This is a genomic window from Pseudomonas anguilliseptica (assembly GCF_021375795.1).
GTDB classification, from domain to species: Bacteria; Pseudomonadota; Gammaproteobacteria; order Pseudomonadales; family Pseudomonadaceae; genus Aquipseudomonas; species Aquipseudomonas anguilliseptica_A.
This window is the reverse complement of the sequence record NZ_JAEIOI010000006.1, coordinates 49,201-73,859: the sequence shown is the minus strand read 5'-3', so window position 1 is coordinate 73,859 and position 24,659 is coordinate 49,201. Positions and strand designations below refer to the sequence as shown.

Here is a 24,659-nt window from a genome sequence, read left to right as displayed (position 1 = left end):
GCCTACCACCACAACAACAGCGTGGTTAGCCCAACACCTGCGCCAGGTGCTGTTCGTAGCGGGCGATATCGGCCTCGATGGCGGGGCGCTTCATCACGTCGACGCAGAGGAAGGTCGGCAGGGCGCGCATGCCGAGAAACTGATTGGCCTTGTGGAAGGGCAGGTAGACGGCGTCCACACCTTTACCTTCGAAGAAGTCCGTTGGGTCGTCGAAGGCTTGCTGCGGCGCGTTCCAGGTCAGTGACAGCATGTACTGCTTGCCCTGGATCAGGCCGCCGCTGCCGTACTTTTGCGAGGCGTCCGAGCGGGTGCGGCCGTCGCTGGCGTAGAGGCTGCCGTGGCCGGCGGTAAACACCTCATCGATGTACTTCTTCACCGTCCAGGGCGCGCCCATCCACCAGCCGGGCATCTGATAGATGATCACATCGGCCCAGAGAAACTTCTGCACTTCTTCGGCAATGTCGTAGCCGCTGTCGATATGGGTGTGCTTGAGGTCGAAACCGGCGCGGTCGAGAAAGGCCAGCGCGGTGTCGTGCAGGGTGGTGTTGTAGCGGCCGTCGGAATGGGCGAACTGTTTACCGCCGTTGAGCAGCAGGATCTTCTTCATGGCAGGGGCCTCGGTAAATGATGGCCGCATGCTAGGGCGTGCAGGCGGCTCGAAACAGCCGCTGGCGGGCAAATGACCTGTGACTAAAAGGCATGAATACGCTGGGTTTAGCTGTTGTAGGGTAGGTAAAGGCTAGGCCCCAGGCAGGTGTTGCGAGGCGATAAACCGTAGGTTGGCGTTGAGGCGCGTAGCGACGAAGCCCAACGAGCCATTTCAACAAGCGATACCAATGACTGTTGGGCTTCGCTGCGCTCAACACCAACCAACCTACCGATTGCATGCAACGCGTAATTGGGTACGTGGCCTAAGCAAACATACGTTGTCCCAGGAGCCCAGATGGCTGATCACTACGGATTTATCCTGCACGCCCACACCCGCCCGGAGCAGGCCGCCGCGTTTGAGGCGTTGTTCCGCACCTATGTCGAACCCAGCCGTGCCGAGGCCGGCTGCATGGCCTACCACATGCTGCGTGATCGTCAGGACCCGACGCTGTTTATCTTCTATGAGGTCTGGCAGTCACGGGAGCACCTGGCCATTCACAGCGCCTTGCCGCATATGCGCGAGTTTTATGAGCGGCGCATGGAGTACTTGCGCCGTGATTTCGAGATTCGCGAGATCGAGATGCTCAGCCCGGCGGGCTGATTGTGGTTAACAGGCCGGCGTTGTGCGGCCTGTTGATCCGGGGGCGCTTACTGCTGTGGTGCTGCTGCGCTGTCGGCGGCAGCGGACCAGATGCGGTAGCGCACCTGCACATCCGCCGGGGCGTAGATCACCAGTGGCAGTTTGCTGTTGTAGCGCACCAGCAAGGGTTCGCCGCCCACCGGGACAAATGCCTGCTTGCGGCTGTTGTCGGGGCAGGCCATCAGGGTGCTCATCGCCGGGCCGACCTGACCCATCTCGTAGTAGTTGTAGCCCCAGCCTTCGACGGTCTTCTCCTGCCACTGGCCACCCAAACGCTGGGAGTTGCAGTCCACTTCTAGGGTTTTGCCGGCAATCAGTTCAACCTTGTGCTCGGCCTCATTGGCCTGGGCCGGCAGCTCGATCACATGGCGTTGATAGCCTGCGGCGGCTGCCGGGTAAGGCTTGAGCGCCTCCGGTGTGGCGGCGCAAGCGGCCAGCGGCAGGGCGCAGGCGAGAACGAACAGGGGCAGTTTTGGCGAGGTCATAAGCAGTCCTGAGTAAGGGGCCTTGTGGGCCGTCCGTGGAACAAACGTGCCGGGTTGGCAGCGCAGTCAACTGACTCTTGTGCATAGGTGAAGTTCCTCGGCTTGGCAAACCGCAGCTGGCCAGGGAGGCCATTCGGGTATCGCCAGCCGCAGTCAGCCGGCGTCCGTCAGCGGCTGCTGTGCGAGCACGTAGCGTTTGCCGCCACTGCGTTTGGCTACGTACATGGCCTCATCCGCGTACTGCACCAACTGCAACTCGTTCTGGCAGTGCTGGGGGTACAGCGCAATGCCCAGGCTTGGCGCGCTGAGCAAATGATGGCCATCGAGCAGGTAGGGCGCGCTGAGGGCGGTGATGATCTTCTCGGCCACCAGGGTGGCATCCTCCTGGCGGCCGATGTTGTCCAGAATCACCGCAAACTCGTCGCCACCCAGGCGGCCCACCGTGTCCGACTCACGCACGCACTGGCGCAAACGCCGCGCCACTTCCTGCAACAGCAGATCGCCGGTGCCGTGGCCGAAGCTGTCGTTGATCTGCTTGAAGTTATCCATGTCGAGGTACAGCACCGCCAGCTGCAGGGCGTCGCGTTTGGCCCGTTGCAGGGCGCTGCGCAAACGGTCGAGAAACAGCGTGCGGTTGGACAGTTCAGTCAGTTGATCGTACTGGGCAAGAAACTCCAGGCGCGACTGCGTGCGCTTGCGCTCAATTGCCGTGGCCACCTGGTTGGAGACAAATTGCAGCAGCTCCTGGTCTTGTTCGCTGTAGCGCACCTTGGCGCTGTGGTTCTGCAGCACCAGTGCGCCGATGGTCTGGGTGCCCGAGATCAGCGGCACGCCAAGCCAGTCCAGAGCAGGTGCTGCGGCCTCGGGTTCATGCTGGGCCAGCCATTGGCTGGCGGTGTCCGGCGTCAGCAGCAGGGCGTTGCCGGTGCGGATCACCTCGGCACAGAAGCGGCTGGTGGCGGTGGGCGTGGCGCATTGTTCGACCTGATAGGTCAGGCTCAGCTGATCACTCGCCGCGTCATACAGCGCCACGCAGAAATGCCGGGCGGGCAGCAGCTGCGCCATCACCTCATGCACGCGGCCATAGAGCATGTGCAGATCACCCGCCGCGTGGGCTGCTTCGGAGACGGCATACAACGCCGCCTGAACTGCCTCGGCCCGCTTGCGTCGGGTGATATCGCGCGCCACACCAACGCGCACCTGCTCGGCCTCCAGCCACTGGGCGGACCACATGATGTGCACGATATGGCCGTCTTTGTGGATGTAGCGGTTCTCGTGATCGTGCGAGGGCTTGCCTGAGTTGATCTGCTTGACCAGCGTGCGGGTGGCGGCGCGGTCGTCGGGGTGCATCAGTTCAAAGGCGGTGCGACCGATCATCTCTTCGGGGCGGTAGCCGAAAACCCGTTCGCTGGCCGCGCTGACGGACAGAAAGCGGCCCTCTATATCCACTACGCAGACAACGTCCAGCAGCAGATCCAGTAGTTTGTCGTGAGGCAGGTGCGGGTTTGACGTCATGGCAGTGAATATACTGCCCTGTCTGCGCGGTTCGCCAGCGCTATGGTGGCTTTCTGCCCGCGTTTTCTCTGTGCTCGCCCTGGTATGGCCAGGTCAATGCACGGTCAGCCGCTCGCGCACCAGTGCCTGTGCCTGCTGGGCCATCTGGTCGAGCAGGCGGTCGCGCTGCTTCTCCGCATCGCTCATGGCCCGCTTGCCGTGCTGCTTGAGCAGGTAGGCGTGAATCTGCCGGACTTCCGTGGACTGGAAGATCGGCGCCAGGTCCTGCACCGCCAGCATGCCGTTGGCGCTGTGGTCGCGGGTGCTCATCAACACCTGCGGCCCACGCGCGGCCAGCACCTGAAAGCCCATGGTTTCGAAGGTGGCGACCTTGCCCGCCACGCAGGCCAGTTCGGCGTGCGGGTGGCGATCGACCATCTGCTGCAGCATGGCGCGGGCAATTCCGTGACGGCGCTGGCTGGCCTGCACGGCCATATAGGCCAGGGTGCAGGCGTCGGGTGCGTCCTGGGCTGGCAGGTACAGGGCAAAGCCCAGCACCTGTGATGGGTCCTGATCGCTCAGGGCGAGGATCAGCCGTGCGCTGCTTGGCTGCGCACTGTCCATGGCGCGCAGGTACAGGTGCATCTCGTAGCCGATCACGTACTGGTACAGCTGATACAGCGGGTTGCTCGGCGTCAGCGACACCGGGCTGATGTCGCTGAGGTAGTCCACCACCATCTGCAGCACCTGGCTGTTAAGCGATTCGGGTGGCGGGCTATCCAAGTGTACAAGGGTGAACATCGTCAGTCTGGCTCCGGGGCGTGCGCGAGGGCGCTAGTGTACCGCCCTCGGCTGACGTGCTGGGTGGACAAACCATGAGCGGTTCACCTGGTATCGCAGCCGCTGCGCGGCAGGTTTTCAGGCTGACTCTGGGGTGCGGTTTACCTGCAACGCTCGTTGCAGCTGCAGCACCAAGGCATCGACCTGGCTCAGGGCTTGAGCCACCGACTCGGCCAGCAGTTCCCCGCCGACTTCCTGACCCTCGATGGCAATCTGGTGCACCTGGGTAATGCCGATAAAGCCGAGGCTGGTGATCAGGCTCGGTTCCAGATGGTTCATATGCGCCAGCTCGCCACCGAGGCCAAAGCCGACACCGCCACGGGCGCTGAGGATAACCGCATGCCTTGGCCGATCGGCCAGCAGCGGCACGTAAGGGTCGAGCGGGTTGCTCTCATTGATACCCATGGTTCTGCCAGGGCGCACGATCTGGTCGATCCACGCCTTGAGCGCCGCCGGCATGCCGAAGTTGTAGAGCGGCGCGCCGATCACCAGCACATCTGCGGCAATCAACTCATCCACCAGCTGGTCGCTCTCGATCAGTGTGGCGTGCATCCATGGTTCGCGATGCGCCTTGGGGGTAAAAGAGGAGGCGATCCAGTCGTGGTTGATGATCGACGGCGGCGTCTGGCCGATGTCGCGGTAAGTGAGGCTGTCCTGCCCACGCCTGGCCAGCCACTGGCTGACAAAGCGCTGAGTAAGGTTGCGGCTGTGCGAGCCGTGTTGATCCTTGCCGGCGAGGCCGGGGCGGGCGCTGGCGTCCAGGTGCAGGATATGTGGCATGTCGAGTCTCCTTTCGAATTTGAATTCATCTGTTATTCGCAGCAGACTCAGGCTAAGCCCAGCTAAAGCGGGCGACAAACGACGATTGTTTTCAGGTATGGATGAGGGAGATTCATCTATGGCGCAGCGCTGGTTACCTTCGCTTTCTGCCTTGCGCGCCTTTGAAGCGGCTGCGCGCCACCAGAGCGCCAAGCAGGCTGCCGAAGAACTCTCGGTGACCGCCACGGCGATCAGCCACCAGATTCGCGCCCTGGAAGAGTCGCTCGGGGTCGCCTTATTTCTGCGCAAGCCGCGCCAGCTGGAACTGACCGCCCAGGGGCGCGAGTTGCAGCAGGTGCTGGAAAGCGCCTTCGACAGCATCAGCGCCACGGCGGTACGCCTCAGCGCGGTGCCCTGTCGCCAGGCCATAACGCTCAGCACCACACCTGCGGTGGCGGTGCGCTGGTTGCTGTCCTGGGTGTGCATGTTGCGCGACGCCCATCCGAATATTGACCTGCGCATCCACGCCTCCCATGAGCCGGTGGCGCTGGATGGCGTGACCGCAGATATCGCCATCCGTTATGGCGACGGCCGCTGGCCGGGGCTGGTGGCGGAGAAGCTGTTCGACAACAGCTTTATCCCAGCCTGCAGCCCGCACCTCGGTCTGCACGATGCCGCCGAGCTGCCCAAGCATTCGCTGATTCACTTCCGCAATCAGGCTGCAGTGTCTTCACCGCTGGATTGGGCGCTGTGGCAGAAGCACGCGCAGGTGCCGGGGCTGGACGTCAGCGCCGGGCTGGTGTTCTCCGACGAGACCCATGCCGTTTCGGCCGCCATCGGCGGGCAGGGCGTGGCGCTGATGAGCCGTCAGCTGATCGAGGATGAACTGCGTGAAGGACGCCTGGTACAACCCTTCGGCCCGGAACTGGAAGGCAAACCGTTCTTTCTGGTGTACCCGGAAAACCGCAAGAGTGATCCGACCATTCAGGCCGTGCGCGATTGGGTGATGGCCGTGCCGGGCGGGCTGTGTACGTTGTAGCGTTGGGCGGCTAACTGCCACTCGACGGGACTGGCGTATTGCTGCTTTTTAGGCTTCAATTGCTGCCTTTAAAGCAGCGTATTGGTGTTCTTATGTCGTTAGCCACACTGCTCTTCAGCGAATATCGGCGAAAGGTGCTGACGCTTCTGCTCTTGCATGCGGACCGGCAATACCACCAGAGGGAAATCGCCCGGCTTACTGGTACGCTCTCCGGCACGCTGAGTCGCGAGCTGGCCAAGATGGTCGAAACAGGCCTGTTGTTGAAAGTGCCGGTCGGCAACCAAATGCATTACCGCGCCAATCGTGATTGCCCCATTTTTGAGGAGCTCGCTAGCATCCTGCGCAAAACCAGTGGTTTGGCAGATGTATTGGCGGATGGTTTAGAACCTCTCGCGGAGCGGATCGAAGTCGCTTTCGTATTCGGTTCGATGGCCAGTGGCAAGGCGAACGCCGCGAGCGATGTTGATTTGCTGGTCATCGGTGACGTCGGCTTTAGCGAACTGGTGACCGAGCTTTACCCGCTGCAGGAAACCCTGGGCCGTGAGATCAACCCCAAGGTGTACCCCAAATCCGAGTGGCTGCGACTGGTGGCCGAGGGCGGGGCGTTTGCTCGGCAGGTACTGGAAAGGCCCAAACTATTTGTGATTGGCACGGAGCATGACTTGATCGAACCCAAGGAGCGGGAATGACACTGGAAAATTTGCTGGGTCGTTTGCTGGAGCGCATCGAGCCGGATGACGCAAATGTTGCGCGCCTGCTTGAGGCGGCCAGGCGTAGTTTGGCGGACGCCCAACTGACCGATATGAGTAGCGAAGGCCGTTTCGACATGGCCTATAAATGCATCATGCAAGCGGCGAATGCGGCGCTCCAGGCCAATGGCTTCCGGACGCTGACCAGTACGCCGGGCCACCACCAGACCATGATCCAGAGCTTGCCGCGTACCATCGGTTTGGATAGCAAGACCATGGTGGTACTCGACGGCCTGCGTAAGCAGCGCAATGTCGCGGACTATTCTGGCGAGCCGGTCAGCGCCGCCATGGCGCAAGAGGCTGTGACTCGGGCGAGCGAATTGCTCGAACAGGTGGAGCAATGGCTGCGCGAGCATAAGAACTAATTAGAGTGCCGGGTTGGTTGTTATCTACCGCTTCTCTATTAGCGTGCAGGCACCTGGTCGTGGCACCTGCTAGCCATCCGTGCCAAGTTTTGTCGGTAGATAAGCGAGAGGTTTTGTCATGGATCTGCAGAAAATTGAGGATGAAGCCCTGCACCTTCCCAAGAAGGAGCGGGCACAGCTGATTCAGCGGTTGATCCTGAGTTTGGATGCGCCCTCAGAAGAAGAGCTGCGAGCAGACTGGTTGCTTGAGGCGCGGCGGCGAGCAGAAGAGCTGGATAGTGGCGCGGTTCAGGCTGTGTCCGGTGATGAGGTGATGAAGAAGGCCAGAGCCCTGATTCGATGAATTACTCTTTTCACCCGGCAGCGGAAGCCGAGCTTCTGGAATCAGTCGGTTAGTACGAATCGAAGGTTTCTGGATTGGGTGGGGCTTTCATCATGGAGTTCGAAACTCTGGCCGCATTGATTGGCGAGTCACCGAAAGCCTGGCGTGTTGAACTTGAGCCAGATATTCGCAGCGTTCCCTTGCAGCGCTTTCCGTTATCCATCGTTTACCGGGAAACGTCTGACGGTTTTCAGGTGCTGGCTGTTGCCCATCACCGCCGCCGCCCGCAGTACTGGCTTGGCAGGTTTTAACGCATCGATTAGCACTGCTTGCCACATCCCGTGAATTTTTATCGAACGCGTGGGAGGGGCTTTAGCCGCGAGCTTTGTTGCTTCTGGGATTGGTCTTTGTATGCGCCGCTTTTGTGTAGTCTGGACTACCGGTTCCGCCCTTACGGCGGCTCACTTTTGGCAAACGCCCCAAAAGTAAGCAAAAGGTCTTGCCCCTTGCATCCGGGTCTCGCTGCGCTCGACTTCCCTCATTCCATCATTGCTCCAGGGGCCCGCCGCGAAGGGCCATCCCTGGCCCATCGCGGCTCTCGCGGCATCCATGCCGCTCAACCCCTTACGCAACGATTCCACTCGGCCTTCTGATGGGGCGTTTGTCCTGGCCCGAGCGGATTGGTTCGGCGGGGCAGCGAGTTGGCTTTTGATTTGTAGGATGGGTATCGCTCTGCTCAACCCATCCTACGAATGCCAACCGTACCTATAGGAGCGGGCTTGCCCGCGATGCTTTTGCTTCGGCTTTTACGCTCTGCTTTTGCATTTCGCTCTGCCTTCCACAAATCGCCCAAACAACGCGGTCCCTGAATCCCGTCAGTAGGCCGAGCGTAGGTGCTGTGGAGAGGGGCGTTTGGCATGGATGCCAAACGAGGAACGATGGGCCAGGGATGGCCCACCGTGACGACCCTCGGAACAGCACCGGAGCGAGGGAAGTTGAGCGCAGCGAAACCCGGATGCCGGGCGCGCTTTCTCTTTGGTTACTTTCTCTTTGCGCGCGCAAAGAGAAAGTAACTCGGCGTAAAGCCGAAACCAGTAGACAAAGGCAACACAGAAAATAAATTAGTCCCCTTTATCATGGGGGTGATCAAGATTTATTGGTTTTCTTTCTAAGTATTTTGGCGATTTTTCCGTGTCTTAGTTTTTGAGACAGGTTTAATGCGGATTCTTTCAAGGCGTTTTGGATTCCAGTATCGGCTCCAGCACTTACTAGGGCTTCAACAATTTCAAGGCTTCCGTAGCTAGTGGCTATAATAAGTGGTGTGTTTCCTCGGGTATCCTGGATGTTGAGATTAGCACCGTATTCTATTAGTAGGAGGCAGCTTTCTAGGTTTGCGTACCTTGCTGCAAAATGAAGAGCACTTCTTTTTTGTAAATTTGTAATGTCTGGGTCAGCGCCTAGATCTAAAAGAGTTTTGGCCGTTTCTAGATCTCCTTGGGCAATTGCCATCATTAGAGGGGTCCATCCGTATGCTGCTCTCTCGTTTAGATCTGTTTTTTTATCAATGTAATTCGATATTAATGATCTATTTCCAGTTGTTATAAAATCGATTGATTGGCTTTCTGATACTGGTTGCATTAGTGCGATTTTTGCTGCCTGCTTTAGCGCGTAATTGAAAGCTTTTTGATGTGATTGATCTTGTCCTTTCTTATGGTTTTTAAGGAATTCTGTGGCGTTCCTCTCTAAGGCGGATATTGGTAGTTCTAGAACTCTATTAGAAATTATTTTTGAATTTGATATTATTTTAACTTTTAGGTGTGATTGTTTTTCTGTAGATTTTTTTAGTTTGAATGTGGGGTCGGCTTGGGGAGTGTTTTTCTTTGGTGTAAAATTAATGCCTATTGGCTCTAAAGTTTTAACTTGGAATTCAATGTTTTTTGGGGTTTCTGGTAGTGAATAATGAGCACTTATTTTTTTCTGTAATTCATGTGGTGGTAGTTCGTTTAAATGTTCAGGGTGCTCGGAGTCTTGGTCTGCTAATAGATATCCGTGATCATGGGAGTTGAAAGCCTCGCGAAGCTTTTGCAGCTTGTTTGAGTCTTTGTCCTTTAGTAAAAATTGGTATGTAGTCGATAGGGTAAAATAAATTACGGATATTAAAAGTATGAAAAGCCCAATTGGTCTTGCTGGCTCTGGTGTGTAGTGAAATATTGTGATGTTGGCTGTAATAAGTAATGGCAGTACTGATGCTTGTAGAAGTAGTTGTGATTTAACAGCAAAAGGTATGCGTGGAAGTTTAAGCTGTTTGGCTTCTTCTTTGGTTCGAATCATGATTGCTGAGAATGCCAGCATTGAAACTGAAATTCCTGTTAACAGGCTTGTTACTAAGAATGCCAGATACCAAAGCAATGAGATTTCTGCGTATGCAGTATTCTGCGTTGCTATTGGGTAGGCAGTAGTGAGTGCGATACAGAAGAGTGCTGCCGATAGGGATATTCTTATGTGTTGGCTTGCGGTCTTATTTTTGATATGTGATAAGTTAAATTCTATGAGTTGATATACGGCTGCTGCGATTAGTAAGATTATTGCTGCGCGGGTGGAGTCTTGATAGTTTTTAAACTCAAATTCGATAAGCTTTATGGGGGTTTCTTGGTCTCCATAGAATGTAGACAAGATTGTTATTAAGCTGATGAACCACAAAAACTTTTCTGCAGTGTAGTATCTGTCGGAAAGATCTTTGTCTGTGTTCAATTGTCCTTCACCTAAAAAAGAAAGCCTTGGAGACCAAGGCTTTCTATCAGTTTAACTTTAGGGTTTGATCAATCCCAGCTCAACGCCCCACCAGTCTGATACTCAATAACCCGCGTCTCGAAGAAGTTCTTCTCTTTCTTCAGGTCCATGATTTCCGACATCCATGGGAACGGGTTAGTGGTACCTGGGTACTCTTCCTTCAAACCAATCTGGGTCAAACGACGGTTGGCGATAAATTTCAGGTAGTCCTCCATCATCGCCGCGTTCATGCCCAGTACGCCGCGCGGCATGGTGTCGCGTGCGTATTCGATTTCCAGCTGAGTGCCCTGCAGGATCATCTGGGTGGCTTCGTCTTTGAGCTGGGCATCCCACAGGTGCGGGTTTTCGATCTTGATCTGGTTGATCACATCGATGCCGAAGTTCAGGTGCATGGACTCGTCACGCAGGATGTACTGGAACTGCTCGGCGACGCCGGTCATCTTGTTGCGGCGACCCATGGAGAGGATCTGGGTGAAGCCGCAATAGAAGAAGATGCCTTCCAGTACGCAGTAGTAGGCGATCAGGTTGCGCAGCAGTTCTTTGTCGGTTTCGACGGTGCCGGTGTTGAACTGCGGATCGGAGATGGCGCGGGTGTATTTCAGGCCCCAGGAGGCCTTTTTCGCGACGCTCGGGATCTCGTGGTACATGTTGAAGATTTCGCCTTCATCCATGCCCAGCGATTCGATGCAGTACTGGTAGGCGTGGGTGTGGATCGCCTCTTCGAAGGCCTGGCGCAGGATGTACTGGCGGCACTCGGGGTTGGTGATCAGGCGGTACACGGCCAGGGCCAGGTTGTTGGCGACCAGGCTGTCGGCGGTGGAGAAGAAGCCGAGGTTGCGCATGACGATGCGGCGTTCGTCGTCGGTCAGGCCGTCGGCGCTTTTCCACAACGCGATGTCCGCGTTCATGTTCACTTCCTGCGGCATCCAGTGGTTGGCGCAACCATCCAGATACTTCTGCCAGGCCCAGTCGTACTTGAAGGGTACGAGCTGGTTGAGGTCGGCACGGGCGTTGATCATCTGCTTGTCGCCGACCTGTACGCGGGCAGCGGAGCCTTCCAGTTCGTCCAGGCCTTCCTGGATGTCGAGCTGGTCGAGGGCGGCTTTGGCGCGGGCCACGGCGGCGCTGTCGTCAGCGGCAACGGCGCGGGCTTCGACGGCGGCGGCACCGCCGGCCTGGTCGAGCTTGTCGATGTTCATGTCTGCCAGTTGGGCAGTGGCTTTGTTGGCTACTACGGCGTCGGCGCCGTCTTCCTTGTCTAATTCATCCCAGCTCAGCATGGCTTGGCTCCTGCTTGCGGGCCGGTGAAAGTGCCGGCCTGTATGGATATACAGATAGTTCTGATTATGTTCCGTTGCGTATCGCGCGCAAGGGTGAAACGGGTACCGCTGGTCGGGGTGGCTCTAGTGGCTGGCCGTTGCCCCGAAACCCACGCCGGTAAGGGCGGGGGTTGGTAATAAGTGGGAAGGGCGGTGTTGCTTTTGCCCCTCTCCCTAACCCTCTCCCGCAAGCAGGAGAGGGGACTGACCGTGTTTCGTGCCGCACGTTTTGTAGGGCTGCTGGTTCAGCTGAAGCATCGCCAGCAAGCTGGCTCCTACAGGTGTTGCTTTGCTCTTCGCCCGACGTTCAAGCGTGTAGCTGAGCGAGTAGTCGCTAGGCACCTGCTGGAGTGGAGCCCCTGAGCGTACGCATGTACGTGATGGGGGCCGCTCTAGCAGGTAACGCCGCGAATGCCGCTCAGATCCACGCGAAAGCCTTACTGGCAAGCCTCGCAGTCGGGTTCGTCGATGGCACAGGCCTTTGGTACTGGAGCCGGGACTGCGCTCATCTCCACTTCCGGGGCCTTGGCCGGTGCTGCGCTCAGGCCATCGTTGCCACCACTGGACACGGCATTCAGCTTGCCTGTGTTGATGGTGGACTTCTCGGTGCTGGTCGCGGCCAGGGCACGGAGGTAGTAGGTGGTTTTCAGGCCACGGTACCAAGCCATGCGGTAGGTCACGTCGAGTTTCTTGCCCGAAGCGCCGGCGATGTAGAGGTTCAGCGACTGCGCCTGGTCGATCCACTTCTGGCGACGGCTGGCGGCGTCAACGATCCACTTGGTGTCGACTTCAAACGCGGTGGCGTAGAGGTCTTTCAGCTCTTGCGGGATGCGCTCGATCTGCTGCACGGAACCGTCGTAGTACTTCAGGTCGTTGATCATTACCGAGTCCCACAGGCCGCGAGCTTTGAGGTCGCGTACCAGGTAGGGGTTGATCACGGTGAATTCGCCGGACAGGTTCGATTTCACATAGAGGTTCTGGTAGGTCGGTTCGATCGACTGCGATACGCCGGTGATGTTGGCGATGGTGGCGGTCGGTGCGATGGCCATGATGTTCGAGTTGCGGATGCCTTTCTGCACGCGGGCACGGATCGGTGCCCAGTCCAGGGTTTCGTTGAGGTCAACGTCGATGTACTTCTGGCCACGGGCTTCGATGAGGATCTGCTGGGAGTCGAGCGGCAGAATGCCTTTGCTCCACAGCGAACCCTGGAAGGTTTCGTAGCTGCCGCGCTCGTCGGCCAGGTCACAGGAGGCCTGGATGGCGTAGTAGCTGACGGCTTCCATCGACTTGTCGGCAAATTCCACGGCGGCGTCAGAGCCGTACGGGATGTGCTGCAGGTACAGAGCGTCCTGGAAGCCCATGATGCCGAGGCCGACCGGGCGGTGTTTGAAGTTGGAGTTACGCGCCTGCGGCACCGAGTAGTAGTTGATGTCGATAACGTTATCGAGCATGCGCACGGCGACCTTGATGGTCTTTTCCAGCTTGGCGGTGTCCAGCTTGCCGTCGACGATGTGGTTCGGCAGGTTCACGGAACCCAGGTTGCACACGGCGATTTCGTCGGCGTTGGTGTTCAGGGTGATCTCGGTGCAGAGGTTGGAGCTGTGCACCACGCCCACGTGCTGCTGCGGGCTGCGCAGGTTGCATGGGTCCTTGAAGGTCAGCCATGGGTGGCCGGTCTCGAACAGCATCGAGAGCATTTTGCGCCACAGGTCTTTGGCCTGGATGGTTTTGAACAGCTTGATCTTGCCGTACTCGGTGAGGGCTTCGTAGTACTCGTAGCGCTCTTCGAAGGCTTTACCGGTCAGGTCGTGCAGGTCTGGCACTTCGCTCGGGCTGAACAGGGTCCACTTGCCGTCGTCGAACACGCGCTTCATGAACAGGTCCGGGATCCAGTTGGCGGTGTTCATGTCGTGGGTGCGGCGACGGTCGTCACCGGTGTTCTTGCGCAGCTCGATGAACTCTTCGATGTCCATGTGCCAGGTTTCCAGGTAGGCGCAGACCGCGCCCTTGCGCTTGCCGCCCTGGTTAACTGCTACTGCGGTGTCGTTGACCACTTTGAGGAACGGCACAACGCCTTGCGACTTGCCGTTGGTGCCTTTGATGTAGGCGCCCAGCGCACGTACAGGGGTCCAGTCGTTACCCAGGCCGCCAGCAAACTTGGACAGCATGGCGTTGTCGTGGATGGCGTTGTAGATGCCCGACAGGTCGTCCGGCACGGTGGTCAGGTAGCAGCTGGACAGCTGTGGACGCAGGGTGCCGGCGTTGAACAGGGTCGGCGTCGAGGCCATGTAGTCGAAGCTGGAGAGCAGGTTGTAGAACTCGATGGCGCGGTCTTCTTTCTGTTTCTCTTCAATCGCCAGGCCCATGGCCACGCGCATGAAGAACACTTGCGGCAGTTCGAAACGGGTGCCGTCCTTGTGGATGAAGTAGCGGTCGTAGAGGGTCTGCAGGCCCAGGTAGGTGAACTGCTGATCGCGCTCGTGGTTGATCGCCTTGCCGAGTTTCTCCAGGTCGAAGCTGGCCAGCACCGGGTTCAGCAGTTCGAACTCGATACCCTTGGCGATGTAAGCCGGCAGGGCCTTGGCGTACAGCTCGCTCATCTCGTGGTGGGTGGCGCTGCTGGCGACACCGAGGAAACCCAGGCCTTCGGCGCGGATGTTGTCCATCAGCAGGCGCGCGGTGACGTAGCTGTAGTTCGGCTCACGCTCAACCAGGGTGCGTGCGGTCATCACCAGGGCGGTGCTGACGTCGCTTTGCGCCACGCCGTCGTAGAGGTTTTTCAGGGTTTCTTTCTGGATCAGTTCGCCATCGACTTCGGCCAGGCCTTCGCAGGCTTCGCGGATGATGGTGTCCAGGCGGCCCATGTCCAGCGGCGCAACGCTGCCGTCGGTGTGGGTGACGCGGATGCTCGGGTGCGGCTGAGCAATTTCGCTGCCGGCACTGGCCTTGCGCTTGTTGGCCTGGGCTTCGCGGTAGATCACGTAGTCGCGGGCGACTTTCTGCTCGCCGGCGCGCATCAGGGCCAGTTCAACCTGGTCCTGGATTTCTTCGATATGGATGGTGCCGCCGGACGGCATGCGGCGTTTGAAGGTGGCGGTGACCTGCTCGGTCAGGCGCGCGACGGTGTCATGGATGCGCGACGAAGCGGCAGCGGTGCCGCCTTCTACCGCGAGAAAGGCTTTGGTGATGGCAACGGTGATCTTGTCATCGGTGTACGGCACCACGGTGCCGTTACGCTTGATCACCCGCAGTTGACCTGGCGCGGTGGCGCTCAGGCTCTGGTTGTCATCGGTAGCCTGCGGCGCATTGGCCTGCGGGTTCTCGCGAGAGGTGTCGGTGTGCATGAAAGTCTCCATGTTCTGTATTTATTAGTTAGACGCTTTGCCGTCGATCACTGCCGGCTACTGCCTTCATTCCATTTCAACAATACCGTGGGCACAGCCAGAGGCCGGGTACACGGGGGCTTGCAAATTGGGCAGGGAAGGAACGACTAAAGCGCCTTCCTGGCTCAAAAGTCACACGTCAAGGCGTTTTTTCGCCTCAACTACTACATCTAGTGGTGCAACCGCGTGTGCGGTTGACCGGTTATTCGTGCTCAGGTGCGCACTGCGCGACGCTGGAGCCAAACCTGCCGAAGTAGCGCAGGCGTACTGCATAAAGCGTTTCAGGCCACCGGTGACGGTCTGGGACCAGGCCGTGTGCGAGTCATTCTTCTTCTGTCCGGTTGCCAAGCTAAACCCAACATGTGGTGGGTGTCGCGTGATTGGCATACAAGATAATGCGCTGTGTGGGGTATTGCAAGGCAATCGAGCGCTAACAACCTGTGGATAAGTTGTGGGTGGTTTGTGGGTTAAACCGAGCAAATGACGGCAAGCCCGCGTGTTGGCTGGGGTGTACCGTTCGTCGGTGTTGAGCGGGGTTTTTCTGCCTGTTGCACAAGCGTGGCCTGGCTCACAGACGGATACTACATCTAGTGTTTTTGCAAGTTTTTGGCATGCGCTATGCACTGCCCGGTGCATTGCTACAATGCCGACCGTTTTGGTCTTGTCTGGGAGTCCGTTGTGGAGCAGCAGTCGTGGCACATTCTTATTGTCGAGGACGACCAGCGTCTGGCTGAGCTGACCCGTGAGTACCTGCAGGGCAATGGCCTGAATGTGTCCATCGAGATGGACGGCGCACTGGCGGCTGCACGGATTCTGCAGGAGCAGCCCGACCTGGTGATTCTCGATCTGATGCTGCCCGGCGAAGACGGTCTGTCGATCTGCCGCAAAGTGCGCGGGCAGTACGACGGGCCGATTCTGATGCTCACCGCGCGCACGGATGACATGGACCAGGTGCTGGGCCTGGAGATGGGCGCCGATGACTACGTGTGCAAACCGGTGCGCCCGCGCGTGCTGCTGGCGCGTATCCGTGCGCTGCTGCGGCGCCATGAAGGCAGCAGCGAGGCGCAGGCCCCCAGCGAGCGTCGCCGTCTGCAATTCGGCCAGCTGGTGATCGACAGCTCCATGCGTGAGGCCTGGCTGGGCGAGCAGAGCATTGAGCTGACCAGTGCCGAATTCGACCTGCTGTGGCTGCTGACCTCCAACGCCGGGCGGATTCTCTCGCGCGAAGAAATCTTCAACGCCCTGCGTGGTATCGAGTACGACGGCCAGGATCGCTCAATCGACGTACGCATTTCGCGCATCCGCCCGAAGATCGGCGACGACCCGATGCACCCACGGCTGATCAAGACTGTGCGCAGCAAGGGCTACCTGTTTGTCGCTGAAGCTGCCGAGGCCATGGCATGAACTGCGTTGTGGCCGGCTGATGAACTCGATCTTTCTGCGCATCTATGGCGGCATGCTGGCGGTGCTGGTGCTGGTGGCGCTGCTCGGCGTCGGCGCCTTGCAGTTGCTCAACGAAGTACGCGTGGACCAGTACCGCGAGCGCCTGGCGCAGGGCACGTTTCGCCTGATGGCCGACAACCTCGCACCGATGGTGGAGATCGAACGGCGGCGCGCGGTGACGGTGTGGGGGCGGTTGCTTGGGATTCCGTTGCGCATCGAGGCGCTGGATGAGACCAGCCTGGACAGCGGCGTGCGCAACAGCCTGCGCCGTGGACAGGTGCTGGTGCAGCAGACCGGGCCGCATGAGGCGCGCATTTACAGTCAGTTGGCGCAGCAACCGCTGTTGCTGGTGGCGGATGTGCAGCAGGTCAGTGAGCAGTTGGCGCGTGCCACCAGCTTTCTGCTGATCGATGAGCTGGTGCGCTATCCCTGGGATGAACAGCCGCGCCGGCTGGCCGCGCTGAAAAAGGATAAACAGTTCGGCTTCGACCTGCGCCTGGTGCGCCTCGATCAGGCTGACCTCGACCCCGATCAGCGTCGCCGGGTCGATGAAGGCGACACGGTGATGGCCCTGGGCCGTGGTGGCGACAGCATCCATGTGTTCTCCGGCATCGTCGACACGCCCTGGGTGCTGGAAATCGGCCCGCTGTACCAGATGAATCCCTATCCGGCGCAGTGGCTGGTGCTGATTGGTGCGCTGGGCCTGAGCCTGATCGGCCTGATGGTCTACCTGCTGGTGCGGCCGCTGGAGCAGCGCCTGAGTGATCTGGAAGGTGCCGCTACGCGCATCGCCAGTGGCCGCCTGGATGCCCGCGTGCCGACCCGCGGCAGCGATTCGGTGGGGCGCCTGGCGGCTGCCTTCAACGCCATGGCCGAGCATTTGCAGCGCTCGCTGAGCATCCAGCGCGAGATGGTCCGTGCGGTGTCCCATGAGCTGCGCACGCCGGTGGCGCGTTTGCGCTTCGGGCTGGAAATGATCGGTGATGCGGAAACCGAAGCCGCGCGGCGTAAATATATGGAGGGCATGGACAGCGACATCCAGGACCTCGACAAGCTGGTCGACGAGATGCTCACCTATGCCCGCCTGGAGCAGGGCGCGCCGGCGCTGAACTTCCAGCAGGTCGATCTGGATGAGCTGATCGATCAGGTGATTACCGAACTGGCACCTCTGCGTGCCAGCGTGCGCGTCGAACACGGCCCGTCACGTGATGCGCTGGATGGCAGCGGGGCGCTGGTCGAAGCTGAACTACGCTACCTGCATCGCGCCCTGCAGAACCTGGTGAGCAATGCCATGCGTCACGCCGAATCGCGGGTGCGGGTCAGCTATCAGGTCGGCCAGCAGCGCTGCCGGCTGGATGTCGAAGATGACGGCCCCGGCGTGCCGGAAGAGGCCTGGGAGCACATCTTTACTCCCTTCCTGCGTCTGGACGACAGCCGCACCCGCGCCTCGGGCGGGCATGGCCTGGGGCTGTCCATCGTGCGCCGCATCACCTACTGGCACGGCGGCCGCGCACAGATCAGCCGCAGCGAAGCGCTGGGCGGTGCCTGTTTTAGTTTGATCTGGCCGCGCAAGCAGGGCTGAGAGTCCGTCGACGATCTGCTGCGCGTCGGCCCTGCTGCGTTAAAAACCGGCTCGGAATGCTCATGTACAAAAGTACACTCCGCTTCCTCGCCTGTTTTTGCCTTGAAGGGCTCTAGCTCGCGAGATCTTGAATAAGTTCTAAGCGCTGGGCGCTTGTTTTTGATGCGGTGCTTGGCGCGTCAGAACGGCGCGGGACACTCGAAGCGCAAGCGCTCGCCCGTTTGTGGGTGGGTCAGGCTGAGCATGCTGGCGTGCAGGCACAGGCGCGGGTAGGCGGCCAGGGCTTGTTCGTGGGCGTACAGGCCGTCGCCGAGCAGTGGATGGCCAATCGACAGCATGTGTACGCGCAGCTGGTGCGAGCGACCGGTGATGGGGGTCAGCTCGATGCGGCAATGCTCGGCGTGGCGTTCCAGCACTTTCCAGTAGGTCAGGGCGTGTTTGCCCAGTTCATGGTCGACCACGTGGCGCGGCTTGGTCGGTGGGTCGTAGCGCAGCGGCAGGTCGATGCTGCCGCTGTCCCGCTCAGGCTGGCCCCAGCACAGGGCGGTGTAGGCTTTCTCGGTTTCGCGGTCGTGAAACTGCCGCGACAGCTCGCGGTGGCTGTCGGCGTCGCGGGCTAGCACGATAATCCCCGAGGTTTCCCAGTCCAGGCGGTGGACGATGCGCGCTTCCGGGTAGCCGTTTTCCTGCAGGCGGGTGACCAGGCAATCGCGGTTATCTTCCGCGCGGCCAGGCACCGAGAGCAGCAGGGTGGGCTTGTTGATCACCAGTAGGGCGGCGTCCTGGTGGAGGATTTCGACATTCGACAGCGGCATGGGTTTTCCACAAATAGAAACGGCGGCCAGGGCCGCCGTTGCATGCTCTCAACCAATCAACGGTCGGGGAGCGTGATGTTAAGTTCCAGAATGGAACAGCTGCCCTGGTTTTCCAGTGCAACCTGTACTTGATCCGAGTCGATATTCACGTACTTGCGGATCACCTCGACCAGCTCTTGCTGCAGGGCCGGCAGGTAGTCCGGCTGGCTGCGCTGGCCGCGCTCGTGGGCGACGATGATTTGCAGGCGCTCTTTCGCAATGGACGCGGTGGTTTCTTTCTTGCGTTCACGAAAGAAGTCAAAAATGTTCATTCACGACCTCCAAACAGGCGTTGCATGAATCCCTTCTTCTGCACATCGAGGAATCGGTGTGCCACTTCCTTGCCCAGCAGGCGGTCAACCGCGTCGCTGTAGGCCTGGCCTGCATCGCTCTGGTCATCGAGGATCACCGGCACGCCCTGGTTCGAGGCCTTGAGTACGGCTTGCGACTCGGGGATCACGCCGAGCAGGCGGATGGCGAGGATTTCTTCGACGTCTTCCACGCCGAGCATTTCGCCTTTGACCACGCGCTCAGGGTTGTAGCGGGTCAGCAGCAGGTGTTCCTTGATCGGCTCTTCGCCTTTCTCGGCGCGGCGCGATTTGCTCGCCAGCAGGCCGAGCATGCGGTCGGAGTCACGTACCGAGGAAACTTCCGGGTTGGTCACGACAATCGCTTCATCGGCGAAGTACATGGCCAGGTGCGCGCCTTTTTCGATACCGGCCGGCGAGTCGCAGACCACGTATTCGAAGTTTTCGCGCAGCTCGTTAATGATTTTCTCGACGCCTTCCTGGGTCAGGGCGTCCTTGTCACGGGTCTGGCTGGCAGCCAGCACGTAGAGATTTTCCAGGCGCTTGTCTTTGATCAGGGCCTGGGTGAGGGTCGCTTCGCCGTTGACCACGTTGACGAAGTCGTACACCACGCGGCGTTCGCAGCCCATGATCAGGTCAAGGTTACGCAGGCCGACGTCGAAGTCGACGATGACTGTCTTGTGCCCGCGCAGGGCAAGGCCGGTACCGATGGCAGCGCTGGTGGTGGTTTTACCGACGCCACCTTTGCCGGACGTAACAACGAGGATCTTGGCCAAGGTGATTCACCCCAAAATGTAGAGAAAACGCAGGTTCCGTGGCCTATTCAGGCGTCCGGCTGCCCTGTTTGAAAAGTGGCGGCAGTATCCGTTAAAGGCGGGTGATGTTCAACACGTTACCCGACAGGCTGACATGCACCGCTTCACCCCATAACGGGTCGCGGCGCAGGTCTTCGGCCACCTTGTACTGGCCGGCGATGGACAGCAGTTCGGCGCCCATCTGCTGGCAGAAAATCCGCGCCTTGAGATTGCCCTTGATGCCGGCCAGTGCTCGGCCGCGCATCGGGGCGTACACATGGATGTTGCCATCGGCGAGAAGTTCCGCGCCGGCGCTGACCGGGGCCAGGACGATCAGGTCGCCGCCCTGGGCATACACCTGCTGGCCGCCTCGTACCGGGCTGGTGATGATTTTGCTCGGTTTGAACTCGGGTTCGGCGGGTTTTTCCGGTTTTGGCGGGGCCAGGTCGATCAAACGTTCACGCGCGCCGGAGGGCGGCAGTACGGGCAGGTCCAGGGCTTCGGCGGCACTGATATCGGCCTCGCGGTTGGCGCGGATCGCCAGGGTGCGCAGGCCGTGCTTGCGGCAGACCGCCATCAGCTCGGCCAGATCGAGTACGCCTTCGCCTTCCGGCAGCTTGTCCAGGGCCAGCACCAGTGGGGTGTTGCTGAAAAAGGCTGGAGCCTGAGCGACTTTTTCGCTGAGCTGCTGGTCGAGGCGGGCGAGGTCGTTGTGCGCCAACTCCATCACGGTGATGGCCAGCATGCTGCCTTTAAGCTGGAATACGGGGTCTTGTTCGAGGAGATCAGCTTGGCTCATGGTCTGCCTGATACGGCCTTTATCTAGACGCGGGAGGAAAAGTAAGCCGGACTTATAGCGAGAACGCCGCGTGCTCGCAAGTTGCGCGCCGCGAAACCAGGCGGCGGACAAACTCCTGATAGAATGCCGCGCTTTATTGCGTGCCTCGGACCTGTTTTATGGATCGCCCAGTATTTCGCGCTTATTTCCTGTATCCCCGTTTCTGGCTGTTGTGGCTGGGCCTGGGCTTGCTGTGGCTGATTGCCCAACTGCCTTATAAGGTGCTGTTGTGGCTGGGGCGCGGCTTGGGTGGGGTGATGTACCTCCTGGCCAGTTCGCGGCGCAAGATCGCCGCGCGTAACCTGGAGCTGTGCTTCCCGCAGATGCCCGACGCCGAGCGCGAGGCGCTGCTGAAGGAAAACTTCGCCTCCACCGGTATCACCTTCTTTGAAATGGCCATCGCCTGGTGGTGGCCCGCCGAGCGTCTGCGCCGCCTGGGCACCATTGAGGGGCTGGAGCATCTGCGTCAGGCCGAGGCTGACGGTCAGGGCGTGATCCTTATGGCGCTGCATTTCACCACCCTGGAAATGGGCGGCGGGCTGCTCGGCATGGCGCAGAACATGTATGGCATGTACCGCCCGCACAAGAATCCGCTGTTTGACTACGTACAGCGTCGCGGCCGCGAGCAGCGTTTGCTTGGGGTGATTGGTCGTGACGATGTGCGCGGCATGCTCAAGTTGCTGCGTGCTGGCGGGGTGGTCTGGTATGCGCCGGATCAGGATTACGGCGCCCAGCGCAGCGTGTTTGTGCCGCTGTTCGGCGTGCCTGCGGCCACCGTCACCGCCACCAGCAAGTTCGCCCGTATGGGCCGCGCTCAGGTGATTCCCTTTACTCAGCAACGTTTGCCCGATGGTCAGGGTTATCGCCTGGTGATTCATCCACCGCTGGCGGACTTCCCCACCGAGAGCGAAGAGGCCGACTGCCTGCGGGTCAATCAGTGGATCGAGCAGGCGATCAGCCAGTGTCCTGAGCAATACCTGTGGGCGCACCGGCGCTTCAAGACGCGTCCCGAGGGCGAGCCGAAGCTCTATAAAAAGAAACGTTAGAGCCGCCATCCAATTGGCGGGTTGTTGCGCTGAGGTGAGGTTTCTTGGCGCTGCCTGTTCCGTGTGTGCCTGGCAGGCTCCTATACTGGCTGAAAAACAACAGGAAACAGCCTATGCCGCACACCGCTTCAACCAGTCAGCCGGTTACCGGGCTGATTCTCTCCGGCGGTGGCGCACGGGCGGCCTATCAGGTTGGGGTGCTGGCGGCGATTGCTGATCTGCTACCCGATGCGTCGCACAATCCTTTCCCGGTTATCGTTGGTACCTCGGCAGGCGCGATCAATGCCGTGGGGCTGGCCTGTGGGGCGCTGCATTTCACTGAGGCGGTGCGGCGGCTGACCAGCGTCTGGCAGGGCTTTCATACCCATCAGGTGTATCGCAGCGATTGGCCGGGCGTGTTGCGTCAGGCCAGTCGCTTTATTGGTCACAGTTTATTGGGCTTGGGCGGTCAGGTGCCGGTGGCGCTGCTCGACAGTTCGCCACTGGCCGAATTGCTCGGTCGTGAGCTGGACTTCAGCGGGATTGCCGCCGCCGTGCGCCATCGTCAGTTGCGCGCCGTAGCGGTGACGGCCTTCGGTTACGAAACCGGCCAGGCGGTGACCTTCTATCAAGGCCGCGCGGCCATCGATCCCTGGTTCCGTCATCGCCGGGTCGGGGTGCCGACCCGTCTGGCGCTTGAGCATTTGCTGGCCAGCGCCTCGATTCCGCTGATTTTTCCGCCGGTGAAGATCAACCGCGAATACTTCGGTGACGGTGCGGTGCGCCAGTCCGCGCCGATCAGTCCGGCGCTGCACCTGGGTGCCAGCCGTGTGTTGGTGGTGGGGGTCAGTGGCAATCCTGCTGCCGGGCCGCAGGCTCAGCTGCCCGTGGTGCGGCCGCAGCAGAGCCGGCCGCCGAGCCTGGCGCAGATCAGCGGGCATATGCTCAACAGCACCTTTATCGACAGCCTGGAAAGCGATATCGAATTGCTGGAGCGGTTGAACCAGATGGGCCGCTTGATTCCCGCAGAGAAACACCCGCGTGGCCTGGGGCTCAAACCGGTGGATGTGCTGGTGATTTCACCGAGTCAGCCGCTGGATCTGATCGCTGCGCGTCACCGTCACGAATTGCCCAAAGCCCTGCGTCTGTTCCTGCGCGGCCCTGGGGCAACCAAGGCCAGCGGTGCCGGAGTGCTGAGTTACCTGCTGTTCGAGCCGGGTTATTGCAATGAGCTGATTGAGCTGGGTTATCAGGACGCCATGGCGCAGAAAGCCCGCTTGATCGAATTCCTTAGCCTGGACAGCCCGCCGGTACCGGCGGTAATTCCGGTAACCGCCTAGCCAGGCCATCACTCTTGTTTGATTCCGGCCGCCTGTGCGGCCAAATTCCTTTTCCGTGTGGCAGAGAAAACCGCGCCAAGGCGGGTGGCTGCATTTAAACTGCGCCTTCCCGATGCTTTCTGTCGCATTTGCGAAAGCAGCGGATTTCCTCGGGTTGGCGCTATAAGAAGTTGTCGCATGGCGGCAATGCCGGCCCCGGATCAGTCCCTACAATCCTTCACATCGCCTGCTATTGAATGCAGGTGTTCCTCGTCAGGAGAGCTCAGATGTCCGTTCAGCACGACCCGGTGCAACGCGCCGATTTCGACCAGGTGATGGTGCCCAACTATGCACCCGCAGCCTTTATTCCAGTACGTGGCGCCGGTTCGCGCGTATGGGATCAGAGCGGTCGCGAGCTGATCGACTTTGCCGGTGGCATTGCCGTCAACGTGCTGGGCCACGCTCACCCGGCGCTGGTCAAGGCACTCACTGAGCAGGCGGGCAACCTCTGGCACGTCTCCAACGTGTTCACCAATGAGCCGGCGCTGCGCCTGGCCAAGAAGCTGGTGGATGCCACCTTTGCCGAGCGCGTGTTCTTCTGCAACTCCGGCGCCGAAGCCAACGAGGCCGCCTTCAAGCTGGCCCGTCGCGTGGCGTTTGATAAGCTCGGCGAAGACAAGTGCGAGATCATCGCTGCGACCAACAGTTTCCACGGTCGCACCCTGTTTACCGTCAGCGTTGGCGGTCAGCCGAAGTATTCCGACGGTTTCGGCCCGAAAATTCAGGGCATCAGCCACATTCCCTACAACGATATCGACGCGCTGAAAGCCGCTGTATCGGACAAGACCTGCGCCGTGGTTCTGGAGCCGATTCAGGGTGAAGGCGGCGTACTGCCGGCTGACCTGGCCTACCTGCAAGCGGCGCGCGAGTTGTGCGACAAGCACAACGCGCTGCTGGTGTTCGACGAAGTGCAGAGCGGCATGGGCCGTACAGGCTCGCTGTTCGCCTATCAGCATTACGGCGTGACCCCGGACATCCTCTCCAGCGCCAAGAGCCTGGGTGGTGGTTTCCCGATTGGTGCAATGCTCACCACCAACGAGCTGGCCAAGCACCTGGCCGTCGGCACCCATGGCACCACCTACGGCGGCAACCCGCTGGCCTGTGCGGTGGGCGAGGCGGTGATCGACATCATCAACACTCCAGAGGTGCTGGAGGGCGTCAAAGCCAAACATCAGCGCTTCAAGAGCAAGCTGGAGCAGATCGGCCAGCAGTACGGCGTGTTCAGCGAAGTCCGCGGTCTCGGTCTGCTGATCGGTGCGGTGCTGTCCGATGCCTGGAAGGGCAAGGCCAAGGCGATTCTCGATGCCGCTGCTCTGGAAGGTGTGATGGTGCTGCAGGCCAGCCCGGACGTGGTGCGTTTCGCCCCGAGTCTGGTGGTGGACGACGCCGATATCGATGAAGGCCTGGCGCGTTTCGAGCGTGCTGTGGCCAAGCTGCCCCAAGCCTGATTGCCGGCCTGGTCTGCCGATATACGGCAGATCGGGCTGCGCCTGCTCGACCCACGGATGGGTTGAGTGAACAGCAAGGAAGCCCGTCTCTGTGTGTGCTGCAACCTGTGTTGCGGTTTTCTCTGAGCCGCCCGTGTTGGGCAGCTTGGAGCTTT

23 protein-coding genes are annotated in these 24,659 nt (G+C 59.9%); 11 read left to right on the top strand and 12 right to left on the bottom strand.

Annotated elements, in window-relative coordinates:
- Positions 1 to 25 precede the first annotated feature (25 nt).
- A complete protein-coding gene (locus IOD17_RS17420; RefSeq protein ID WP_233686296.1) occupies positions 26 to 607 on the bottom strand; it encodes an NAD(P)H-dependent oxidoreductase in 582 nt (193 codons plus the stop codon).
- A 336-nt stretch (positions 608 to 943) separates the two neighbouring features.
- Between IOD17_RS17420 and IOD17_RS17415 the strand changes: the two genes are divergently transcribed.
- Positions 944 to 1,249 carry a putative quinol monooxygenase gene (locus IOD17_RS17415; protein WP_233686295.1) on the top strand — a complete coding sequence of 102 codons (306 nt, stop codon included), beginning with the start codon at positions 944 to 946 and terminating at the stop codon, positions 1,247 to 1,249.
- A gap of 47 nt (positions 1,250 to 1,296) precedes the next feature.
- Here the strand turns inward: IOD17_RS17415 and eco are convergent, their stop codons facing one another.
- The 4 genes from eco to IOD17_RS17395 all read right to left on the bottom strand — a co-directional run bounded on the left by eco (position 1,297) and on the right by IOD17_RS17395 (position 4,887).
- The gene (gene eco, locus IOD17_RS17410) at positions 1,297 to 1,773 is read right to left on the bottom strand and encodes a serine protease inhibitor ecotin (protein ID WP_233686294.1); all 477 of its coding nucleotides are present in this window, start codon (positions 1,771 to 1,773) and stop codon (positions 1,297 to 1,299) included.
- A 153-nt stretch (positions 1,774 to 1,926) separates the two neighbouring features.
- The gene (locus IOD17_RS17405) at positions 1,927 to 3,288 is read right to left on the bottom strand and encodes a bifunctional diguanylate cyclase/phosphodiesterase (protein ID WP_233686293.1); all 1,362 of its coding nucleotides are present in this window, start codon (positions 3,286 to 3,288) and stop codon (positions 1,927 to 1,929) included.
- Positions 3,289 to 3,381: 93 nt separating this feature from the next.
- Complete coding sequence (locus tag IOD17_RS17400; RefSeq protein WP_233686292.1) at positions 3,382 to 4,068, bottom strand: GNAT family N-acetyltransferase; 687 nt, start codon at positions 4,066 to 4,068, stop codon at positions 3,382 to 3,384.
- 117 nt (positions 4,069 to 4,185) lie between these two features.
- Entirely contained in the window at positions 4,186 to 4,887 is a 702-nt protein-coding gene (locus IOD17_RS17395) for an FMN-dependent NADH-azoreductase (RefSeq protein WP_233686291.1), read from the bottom strand.
- A gap of 118 nt (positions 4,888 to 5,005) precedes the next feature.
- Between IOD17_RS17395 and IOD17_RS17390 the strand changes: the two genes are divergently transcribed.
- The 5 genes from IOD17_RS17390 to IOD17_RS17370 all read left to right on the top strand — a co-directional run bounded on the left by IOD17_RS17390 (position 5,006) and on the right by IOD17_RS17370 (position 7,652).
- Positions 5,006 to 5,905: a LysR substrate-binding domain-containing protein gene (locus IOD17_RS17390; protein WP_233686290.1), complete on the top strand. Its 900-nt coding sequence runs from the start codon at positions 5,006 to 5,008 to the stop codon at positions 5,903 to 5,905.
- Between the two features lie 92 nt (positions 5,906 to 5,997).
- Entirely contained in the window at positions 5,998 to 6,594 is a 597-nt protein-coding gene (locus tag IOD17_RS17385; protein WP_233686289.1) for a nucleotidyltransferase domain-containing protein, read from the top strand.
- Positions 6,591 to 7,019, top strand: coding sequence for a HEPN domain-containing protein (locus IOD17_RS17380; RefSeq protein WP_233686288.1), 429 nt, complete (start codon positions 6,591 to 6,593; stop codon positions 7,017 to 7,019). The genes IOD17_RS17385 and IOD17_RS17380 overlap by 4 nt, the downstream gene beginning before the upstream one ends.
- A gap of 118 nt (positions 7,020 to 7,137) precedes the next feature.
- Positions 7,138 to 7,362: an addiction module protein gene (locus IOD17_RS17375; protein WP_233686287.1), complete on the top strand. Its 225-nt coding sequence runs from the start codon at positions 7,138 to 7,140 to the stop codon at positions 7,360 to 7,362.
- 92 nt (positions 7,363 to 7,454) lie between these two features.
- Positions 7,455 to 7,652 carry a hypothetical protein gene (locus tag IOD17_RS17370; RefSeq protein WP_233686286.1) on the top strand — a complete coding sequence of 66 codons (198 nt, stop codon included), beginning with the start codon at positions 7,455 to 7,457 and terminating at the stop codon, positions 7,650 to 7,652.
- 835 nt (positions 7,653 to 8,487) lie between these two features.
- Here IOD17_RS17370 and IOD17_RS17365 read toward each other — a convergent pair.
- From IOD17_RS17365 to IOD17_RS17355, 3 genes are all read right to left on the bottom strand, one after another.
- The gene (locus IOD17_RS17365; RefSeq protein WP_233686285.1) at positions 8,488 to 10,092 is read right to left on the bottom strand and encodes an ankyrin repeat domain-containing protein; all 1,605 of its coding nucleotides are present in this window, start codon (positions 10,090 to 10,092) and stop codon (positions 8,488 to 8,490) included.
- Between the two features lie 68 nt (positions 10,093 to 10,160).
- The gene (locus IOD17_RS17360; RefSeq protein ID WP_233686284.1) at positions 10,161 to 11,411 is read right to left on the bottom strand and encodes a ribonucleotide-diphosphate reductase subunit beta; all 1,251 of its coding nucleotides are present in this window, start codon (positions 11,409 to 11,411) and stop codon (positions 10,161 to 10,163) included.
- A 476-nt stretch (positions 11,412 to 11,887) separates the two neighbouring features.
- Positions 11,888 to 14,794 (bottom strand): ribonucleoside-diphosphate reductase subunit alpha, encoded by a 2,907-nt coding sequence (locus IOD17_RS17355; protein WP_233686283.1) that lies wholly within the window; start codon positions 14,792 to 14,794, stop codon positions 11,888 to 11,890.
- A gap of 717 nt (positions 14,795 to 15,511) precedes the next feature.
- Between IOD17_RS17355 and IOD17_RS17350 the strand changes: the two genes are divergently transcribed.
- Both IOD17_RS17350 and IOD17_RS17345 read left to right on the top strand, forming a co-directional pair.
- Entirely contained in the window at positions 15,512 to 16,237 is a 726-nt protein-coding gene (locus IOD17_RS17350) for a winged helix-turn-helix domain-containing protein (RefSeq protein WP_233686282.1), read from the top strand.
- A 19-nt stretch (positions 16,238 to 16,256) separates the two neighbouring features.
- Positions 16,257 to 17,858: an ATP-binding protein gene (locus IOD17_RS17345; RefSeq protein WP_233686281.1), complete on the top strand. Its 1,602-nt coding sequence runs from the start codon at positions 16,257 to 16,259 to the stop codon at positions 17,856 to 17,858.
- Between the two features lie 179 nt (positions 17,859 to 18,037).
- Here the strand turns inward: IOD17_RS17345 and IOD17_RS17340 are convergent, their stop codons facing one another.
- The 4 genes from IOD17_RS17340 to minC form a co-directional block, all read right to left on the bottom strand.
- Positions 18,038 to 18,673, bottom strand: a complete 636-nt coding sequence (locus IOD17_RS17340; protein ID WP_233686280.1) for an RluA family pseudouridine synthase — start codon at positions 18,671 to 18,673, stop codon at positions 18,038 to 18,040.
- A 56-nt stretch (positions 18,674 to 18,729) separates the two neighbouring features.
- Positions 18,730 to 18,984, bottom strand: coding sequence for a cell division topological specificity factor MinE (gene minE / locus IOD17_RS17335; protein WP_025165363.1), 255 nt, complete (start codon positions 18,982 to 18,984; stop codon positions 18,730 to 18,732).
- The gene (gene minD / locus IOD17_RS17330) at positions 18,981 to 19,796 is read right to left on the bottom strand and encodes a septum site-determining protein MinD (RefSeq protein ID WP_090251774.1); all 816 of its coding nucleotides are present in this window, start codon (positions 19,794 to 19,796) and stop codon (positions 18,981 to 18,983) included. Before minD ends, minE begins: the two co-directional genes overlap by 4 nt.
- A gap of 91 nt (positions 19,797 to 19,887) precedes the next feature.
- Complete coding sequence (gene minC / locus IOD17_RS17325) at positions 19,888 to 20,613, bottom strand: septum site-determining protein MinC (protein ID WP_233686279.1); 726 nt, start codon at positions 20,611 to 20,613, stop codon at positions 19,888 to 19,890.
- 158 nt (positions 20,614 to 20,771) lie between these two features.
- Between minC and IOD17_RS17320 the strand changes: the two genes are divergently transcribed.
- The 3 genes from IOD17_RS17320 to IOD17_RS17310 all read left to right on the top strand — a co-directional run bounded on the left by IOD17_RS17320 (position 20,772) and on the right by IOD17_RS17310 (position 24,504).
- A complete protein-coding gene (locus IOD17_RS17320; protein ID WP_233686278.1) occupies positions 20,772 to 21,698 on the top strand; it encodes a lipid A biosynthesis lauroyl acyltransferase in 927 nt (308 codons plus the stop codon).
- Between the two features lie 113 nt (positions 21,699 to 21,811).
- Positions 21,812 to 23,017, top strand: coding sequence for a patatin-like phospholipase family protein (locus IOD17_RS17315; RefSeq protein WP_233686277.1), 1,206 nt, complete (start codon positions 21,812 to 21,814; stop codon positions 23,015 to 23,017).
- A 266-nt stretch (positions 23,018 to 23,283) separates the two neighbouring features.
- Positions 23,284 to 24,504: an aspartate aminotransferase family protein gene (locus tag IOD17_RS17310; RefSeq protein ID WP_233686276.1), complete on the top strand. Its 1,221-nt coding sequence runs from the start codon at positions 23,284 to 23,286 to the stop codon at positions 24,502 to 24,504.
- Positions 24,505 to 24,659 lie beyond the last annotated feature (155 nt).